Annotated in this window: 7 protein-coding genes; 5 read left to right on the forward strand and 2 right to left on the reverse strand. The window is 66.5% G+C overall.

Features of this window, described 5'->3' with window-relative positions:
- Nucleotides 1-9: 9 nt before the first annotated feature.
- The 3 genes from VN047_RS16335 to argC all read left to right on the forward strand — a co-directional run bounded on the left by VN047_RS16335 (nucleotide 10) and on the right by argC (nucleotide 3368).
- Nucleotides 10-1413, forward strand: coding sequence for a leucyl aminopeptidase family protein (locus VN047_RS16335; RefSeq protein ID WP_325544502.1), 1404 nt, complete (start codon nucleotides 10-12; stop codon nucleotides 1411-1413).
- An 85-nt stretch (nucleotides 1414-1498) separates the two neighbouring features.
- Nucleotides 1499-2443 (forward strand): C40 family peptidase, encoded by a 945-nt coding sequence (locus VN047_RS16340; RefSeq protein ID WP_325544504.1) that lies wholly within the window; start codon nucleotides 1499-1501, stop codon nucleotides 2441-2443.
- Between the two features lie 7 nt (nucleotides 2444-2450).
- Nucleotides 2451-3368 carry an N-acetyl-gamma-glutamyl-phosphate reductase gene (argC, locus tag VN047_RS16345; protein WP_325544506.1) on the forward strand — a complete coding sequence of 306 codons (918 nt, stop codon included), beginning with the start codon at nucleotides 2451-2453 and terminating at the stop codon, nucleotides 3366-3368.
- Between the two features lie 3 nt (nucleotides 3369-3371).
- On the opposite strand, the gene VN047_RS16350 is transcribed toward argC, so the two are convergent.
- Nucleotides 3372-3587 carry a hypothetical protein gene (locus tag VN047_RS16350; protein WP_325544507.1) on the reverse strand — a complete coding sequence of 72 codons (216 nt, stop codon included), beginning with the start codon at nucleotides 3585-3587 and terminating at the stop codon, nucleotides 3372-3374.
- Nucleotides 3588-3770: 183 nt separating this feature from the next.
- On the opposite strand from VN047_RS16350, the gene VN047_RS16355 reads away from it, so the two are divergent.
- Complete coding sequence (locus tag VN047_RS16355) at nucleotides 3771-5111, forward strand: sorbosone dehydrogenase family protein (protein WP_325544509.1); 1341 nt, start codon at nucleotides 3771-3773, stop codon at nucleotides 5109-5111.
- Nucleotides 5112-5162: 51 nt separating this feature from the next.
- On the opposite strand, the gene dnaN is transcribed toward VN047_RS16355, so the two are convergent.
- Nucleotides 5163-6278, reverse strand: coding sequence for a DNA polymerase III subunit beta (gene dnaN, locus VN047_RS16360; RefSeq protein WP_325544511.1), 1116 nt, complete (start codon nucleotides 6276-6278; stop codon nucleotides 5163-5165).
- Nucleotides 6279-6451: 173 nt separating this feature from the next.
- Here dnaN and VN047_RS16365 point away from each other — a divergent pair.
- A partial coding sequence (locus tag VN047_RS16365) for a hypothetical protein (protein WP_325544513.1) occupies nucleotides 6452-6853 on the forward strand: 402 nt, incomplete at its 3' end.

Below are 6853 nucleotides of genomic sequence, written 5' to 3' on the forward strand. Positions count from 1 at the left end.
ACCACCCGCATGACCGACTATTCCGACCTGATCCAGCCCGACAAGGGACAGGACGCCCGTACGATCCACCTCGTCGACAAGAAGGGCTATGACGAATGGCTGACGGGCCGCAGCGCGCGCGAGCGCGCGCACCTCGCTGCCGTGGGCTTCAGGCCCGACGCGTTCGTCCACGCGATATTGCCCGGCGACGACCCCGAAAAATGGGCGGTCGTCACAGCGGTCGCCCGGGTCGACAGCCTGTCGGCATGGTGCCTCGCCAAGCTGGGACAAATCCTGCCCGAAGGCCGCTATCGCCTCGAAGGTCAGCAGCCCGGCAAGGCGCTGTTCGGCTGGATGAGCGCGCAGTACCGCTTCGACACCTATAAATCGAACCCGCTTCCGAAAGGGCCCCGCGTCCTGCTGACCAGCGACGTCGCCGCGATCGCGCCGACGGTTGCCGAAATGCGCGCGGTCGCGCTCGTCCGCGATCTCGTCAACACGCCCGCCGCCGACATGGGACCGGCGGCGCTCGAGAAGGCGGCCGAACGGATTGCCAAGGCGCATGGCGGCAAGCTGACGGTCACCAGGGGCGAGGCGCTGGAACAAGGTTATCCGATGATCCACGCGGTCGGCCGCGCCGCCGCGAAGCATCATGCGCCGCGCCTGATCGAGATCGAATGGGGCAAGGAGGATCACCCGCGCGTCGCGCTGGTCGGCAAGGGCATCTGTTTCGACAGCGGCGGACTCGACATCAAGCCGTCGGCGGGCATGCGGCTGATGAAGAAGGACATGGGCGGCGCGGCGCACGTCCTCGCCCTTGCCGAACTGGTGATGACGAGCGGCCTGCCGGTACGCCTCCACTGCCTCGTCGCCGCGGCCGAGAATGCGATTTCGGCGGACGCCTTTCGCCCGGGCGACGTGCTGACCAGCCGGCTTGGTGTGACGGTCGAAATCGGCAACACCGATGCCGAAGGACGGCTGGTGCTCGGCGACGCGCTGACGAAGGCGAGCGAAGGCAAGCCCGAACTGATCGTCGATTTTGCGACACTGACGGGCGCGGCGCGGGTGGCGCTCGGCCCCGACCTGCCGCCGCTGTTCGCCAATGACGACGCGCTCGCCGATGCGATGCTGGCCGGCGGAACCGACCGCGACGACCCGCTCTGGCGGATGCCCTTGTGGGACGGCTATGCCGACCTGCTCGAAACCGACATCGCCGACCTTGGAAACGCCGGTTCGTCACCCTTTGCCGGCTGCATCACCGCGGCGCTGTTCCTGAAGCGTTTCGTTCCCGAAGGCGTCGCGTGGGCCCATCTCGACACCTTCGCATGGAGACCTTCCGCGAAACCCGGGCGCCCGAAGGGCGGTGCGGCATTGGGACTGCGCGCCGCCTGGGCCATGTTGCAGGCGCGGTACGACCGGCGCGGCAAGGCCTGAACATTCTTGATAAAGCCGACCCTGCTGGTCTAATGCCGCGCGATTGTCCGCACCTCGCGGACGTCGGGTTTCAACGGGATGGCACGTGACAGCTAACAGCGGCGAAAATTCAGCGATGCATCGCGTACGCATGGGGCGCCCTGGCGCCGCTGGCGCGGGCCGCGACCGTTTTGGCCTGACCGGAACGTCGCAGGCTTTCGACCCGCGCGTCGTCGCAATCCGTCCCGACCTCGCCGATATCGCCGTCGCCGGCACGCATTTTGCGCCGCACTATGCCGCGCCGATGATGCGGAGCGGCGTGCTGCCCGCCGCTGTCCTGCGCGCATCGCCGTCGATCGACGCCGACCAGACGAGCGAGTTGCTGTTCGGCGAAGGTTTCGCGCTGCTCGACCTGACCGGCGGCTGGGCGTGGGGCTATTGCCTCGCCGACCATTATGTCGGCTACCTCGCCGCCGAAGCGCTTGGCGCGCCGATCGCGCCGACCCACCGCGTCCAGATGACTGAAGCGATGCTCCACAGCGCGCCCGACGCCGCGAGCGGGGGGCCCGCTGTCCTGCCACGCGGCGCGCTGGTGATGGGCGAGGCCGAGGGCGAATGGCTCGCGACCGCGCACGGCTATCTGCCGCTCGCCGCGCTCGTCGAAGCCGGGGCGCACAATGACGACCCCGCCGGTCTTGCCGAAGAGATGACCGGCACGCCCTACATCTGGGGTGGCCGCACCGCAAAAGGCATCGACTGCTCGGGGCTCGTCCAGCTTGCATGGAGCGCCGCGGGCGTCCAGTTGCCGCGCGACAGCGACCTGCAACTCGCTTCGCTGGGTTCCGACAGGGATGTCGATCCGGCAGCGCTCGCGCGCGGCGACCTCGTCTTCTTTCCCGGCCATGTCGGGATCATGGCCGATGACCGGCATATCATCCATGCCAGCCGACGATGGATGGAGGTCAAGGCCGAGCCGCTCGCCGACGTCGTCGCGCGATCGGCGGAAAAGGGACATCAGCCGCCGGTGAGCGGCATGAAACGATTGCGATAACATCATCATGACACAGACGGTTTTTATCGATGGCGCGGCGGGCACGACCGGCCTCGAAATCGCCGAGCGGCTCGCCGGACGGAGCGAGTTCGCCCTGATCACGCTGCCCGATGCCGAGCGCAAGGATGGCGCGCGCCGCGCCGAGGCGCTGAACGGCGCCGATTTCGTCATTCTCTGCCTGCCCGACGCCGCGGCGATCGAAGCGGTCGCGATGATCCGCAACGACAGCACGAAAGTGATCGACGCGTCGACCGCGCACCGCGTCGCATCCGGCTGGGCCTATGGCTTTCCCGAACTCGGCGCCGCGCAGCGCACGGCGATCGCAGCGTCGAAGCGGGTCAGCAACCCCGGCTGCTATCCGACCGGGTTCCTCGCGCTCGTCGCGCCGCTGGTCGCCGCGGGCATCGTCGCCGCCGACGCGCATCTCAGCGTCAATGCCGTGTCGGGCTATTCGGGCGGCGGCAAGGAGCTGATCGCGCGCTTCGAGGCGGAGCACGACATCGGCTTTCGCAGCTATGGCCTGTCGCTCGGTCACAAGCATGTTCCCGAAATGCAGCAGGGCGCGGGCCTCGCCCATCCGCCGCTGTTCGCCCCCGCCGTCGTCCCCGTCTACCGCGGGATGCTGGTCGAGGTGCCGCTGAGCTTTGACGCACCGACGGCCGATGCAGCGTTCGAAGCGCTGACCCGGCATTTCGAAGGCTCCGCCCTGGTAAGCGTACGCCGCGGCGAAGAGAGCGAATTGCTGCTCGGCAAGCACGACGCGGCGACCGACCGGATGGAGCTCATGCTGTTTTCCGATTCCTCGGGCCACCAGATCCGCCTCGTCGCGCGGCTCGACAATCTGGGCAAGGGCGCGAGCGGCGCGTGCGTCCAGAACCTCAACATCATGGCAGGGCTGCCCGAAACCTCGGGCCTGCGGCTCTGAGACCTAGTGCACCGTGTCGAGGACATCCTCGACCGACAGATAGGTGATCAACCGCTCGATCTGGCGCCAGCGGGCGAAATGCACGTGATTGCCGAGCACGCGATACTGCTCGGCACGCGCCGCTGCCGCGAACCCGGCCTCCTCGCCATGCATGCTGATCAGCGCATGCGCATCCTCGACCGCATCGCGGTCGGCAAGAAAAGGTGCGGGAAGATGCATGGGTTTCCGGTCCGTTGGTTGAGCAACCCCGATAGCGCGCGGCCCTCACCGCCGCGTTCCCAACCGTAATGAACGATCCGGTAAGGTTAATCGAGCCGGGCGGCAGATTAACCATGTGGTCGCCGGCACGCGTGCATGTTTCGCCCCTTTGCCGCCGCGCTTCGCCCGTGTAGACAGGACGCCATGCGCAAGATCCTGAAATATGCCCTTCTCGCCCTGCTCCTGATCCTCGTCATCGGCGGCATCGCATTCTACATTCTGTCGCGGCCCGACGTGGCGCGCTTCTCGACCGCCGAACTCAGCGGCCGGGTGCCGGTCATGGCGTCGCAAAAGACCGAGAGCTTTCCGACGGTGAATGTTCCCGAAGCGACGCGCTGGCCCGCCGGACAGGCGCCGCGCGCGGCGCAGGGCCTGACCGTGACGCGCTTTGCCGAAGGTCTCGATCATCCGCGCAACATGCTGGTGCTGCCGAATGGCGACGTGCTCGTCGCCGAAGCGCAAAGCCCGCCGCGCGACAGTTCGGGCGTCGAGAACAAGATCATGGGCCAGCTGATGGGCAAGGCAGGTGCCGGGGGCCAATCGGCCAACCGCATCACGCTGCTCCGCGACGCCGACGGCGACGGCAAGGCCGAGGTGAAGAGCGCCTATATCACCGGCCTCAACTCGCCCTATGGCATGGCATTGGTGGGCAACACGCTTTACGTCGCCAACACCGACGCGCTGCTCGCCTTTCCCTATGTCGCTGGCGAGACGAAAATGAGCAGCAAGGGCGCGAAGGTCGTCGACCTGCCCGCCAAGGGCACCAACCGTCACTGGACCAAAAGCCTCGCCGCCGCGCCCAACGGCTGGCTGTACATCGGCGTCGGCGCCGACAGCAACATCGGCGAAAAGGGCATGAACCGCGAATTCCGCCGCGCGAGCGTGCTCGAGGTGCGCCCCGAAAATAAATATATCCGGACCTTCGCCGCGGGAATCCGCAATCCCGTAGGCCTCGGCTTCTTTCCCGGCACCGACCGGCTGTGGACCGTGGTCAACGAACGCGACATGCTCGGCAGCGACCTCGTCCCTGACTATCTGACCGACATCACCGAAGGCGATTTCTACGGCTGGCCCTGGTATTACTGGGGTGGCTTCATCGACCCGCGCGTCGAGCCCGAGGCCGAGGACCGTCGCCAATATGTGAAGCGTCCCGAATATGGCCTCGGCGCTCACACCGCGCCGCTTGGCATGACCTTCACCCAGGGCCTCGACCTTGGCGAGCGCTGGGCGAACGGCGCGCTGATCGCGCTGCACGGATCGTGGAACCGCGAACCGGTCGCCGGCTACAGCGTCGTGTTCGTCAAGTTCGGCGCCAACGGCAAGCCGCTCGACGCGCTGCCCATCACGCTGCTCGACCAGTTCCTCGCGAAGGACGGCAAGACGACGCGCGGGCGCCCGGCGGACGTCAAGGTCGCGAAGGACGGCAGTGCGCTTATCGCCGACGACACCGGAAATACCATCTGGCGGGTTTCGAAAGCCGGATAAGAAAAGGCCCCGCATCCGCGGGGCCTTTGTTCCGGATCGGCGGGGCAGCGCTCAGACGCGCATCGGCATGAGCACGTAAAGCGCCGGGCTCTTTTCGGTTTCGCGGATCAGCGTCGGCGCATTGGCGTCGGCGAGATGGAGTTCGACGCTGTCGCCGTCGACCTGCGCGAGAATATCGCTGAGGTAACGCGCGTTGAAGCCGATCTCCATCGCGTCGCTGTCATAGGCCGCTGCCAGTTCCTCGGCGGCGGTGCCGTTTTCGGGGCTGGTCACCGACAGGGTGATGCGATCCTTGTCGAGCCCGACCTTGACCGCGCGGGTCTTTTCGCTCGCGATCGTCGAGACGCGGTCGACGCCCTGGAACAGGCTCTTCGGATCGACCTTCAGCAGCTTGTCGTTCGCGGTCGGGATGACGCGACTGTAGTCGGGAAATGTCCCGTCGATCAGCTTCGAGGTCAGGATAGCGTTGCCAAGCTGGAAGCGGACCTTGCTTGCCGACAGGCTGATTTCGACATTGCCTTCGGCCTCATCGAGCAGCTTGCGGATTTCGGTGACGCATTTGCGCGGCACGATGACGTCGGGCATCGACGATGCGCCGTCGGGGCGCGTCACGGTGTAGCGCGCGAGACGGTGGCCGTCGGTCGCCGCGGCCTTGAGCACGGGGCCCGACGCATCCTCGGCGACATGCAGGAAGATGCCGTTCAGATAATAGCGCGTTTCCTCGGTCGAGATCGCGAAACGCGTCTTGTCGATGATCTGGATGAGTTCGGCGACCGGCAGTTCGAAGTTGGTCGGCAGGTCCCCCTCGGCGATCACCGGGAAGTCGTCGCGCGGCAGCGTGGGCAGATTGAAGTTCGACCGGCCGGCCTTGACCTGCATCTTGCCCTCCGCAGCGGCGAGGCTGACCTCGGCCCCCTCGGGCAGCTTGCGGGCGATTTCGAACAGCGTGTGTGCCGAAACGGTCGTCGTCCCCGGCGTTTCCACTTTCGCCGCGATCGTTTCGACCACTTGCAGGTCGAGGTCGGTCGCCATCAATTTGAGCTGGCCCGACGCGTCGGCTTCGATCAGGACGTTCGACAGGATCGGGATGGTATTGCGCCGTTCGACCACCGACTGGACGTGGCCGAGGCTCTTCAACAAAATTGCGCGTTCGATCGTCGCTTTCATTCTAAATCCGCCATCCCTGTGTTTCGCGGGAGAAGTCCCTGAGGGACGCAGACACCCGAGGCGATTCGCAGCCCCGATTCTGGCCCCTGAAAATGTCCACCTTCCTTAACGTACGCACCGGCGCGCGCAACCCATGCTTGCAAAGCATCCCCAATCGCGCGAATTGGGGCGCGATGCGGCGCTGGCCTCCCTTTTTCCTGACAGCGGCGGCGATGCCCGCGGTGGCGCTGGCTGCAGCGCCGACTGCGCTCGGTATTTTCGACGGCTGGGGCGCCTTTCGCGATCCCGCCAGTCCGCGCTGCTATGCTCTCGCCGCACCTTCGGCGACGATCGGGACGCCGCAGGTAAAAGCCTATGCCAGCGTCGGCTATTGGCCGAAGTCGCGCATCCGGGGTCAATTCTATGTCCGCCTGTCAAAGGCGCGCGCGGCCGGGCGCGAACTCCGCCTGACGATCGGCACCCGGCGCTTTATCCTGACCGGCAACGGCGCGCATGGCTGGGCGAGCGACGCGCGAATGGACGCCGCGATCGTCGCCGCGATGCGATCGGCGCCCAGCATGAGCGTCGAAAGCGGC

Origin of the sequence: Sphingopyxis sp. (assembly GCF_035565275.1) — a bacterium.
GTDB lineage: Bacteria > Pseudomonadota > Alphaproteobacteria > Sphingomonadales > Sphingomonadaceae > Sphingopyxis.

Coding starts and splice junctions, on each gene's coding strand:
- VN047_RS16355 (WP_325544509.1), top strand. CDS start 3,771: ATGCGCAAGATCCTGAAATATGCCCTTCTCGCCCTGCTCCTGATCCTC.
- VN047_RS16350 (WP_325544507.1), bottom strand. CDS start 3,587: ATGCATCTTCCCGCACCTTTTCTTGCCGACCGCGATGCGGTCGAGGAT.
- dnaN (WP_325544511.1), bottom strand. CDS start 6,278: ATGAAAGCGACGATCGAACGCGCAATTTTGTTGAAGAGCCTCGGCCAC.
- VN047_RS16335 (WP_325544502.1), top strand. CDS start 10: ATGACCGACTATTCCGACCTGATCCAGCCCGACAAGGGACAGGACGCC.
- argC (WP_325544506.1), top strand. CDS start 2,451: ATGACACAGACGGTTTTTATCGATGGCGCGGCGGGCACGACCGGCCTC.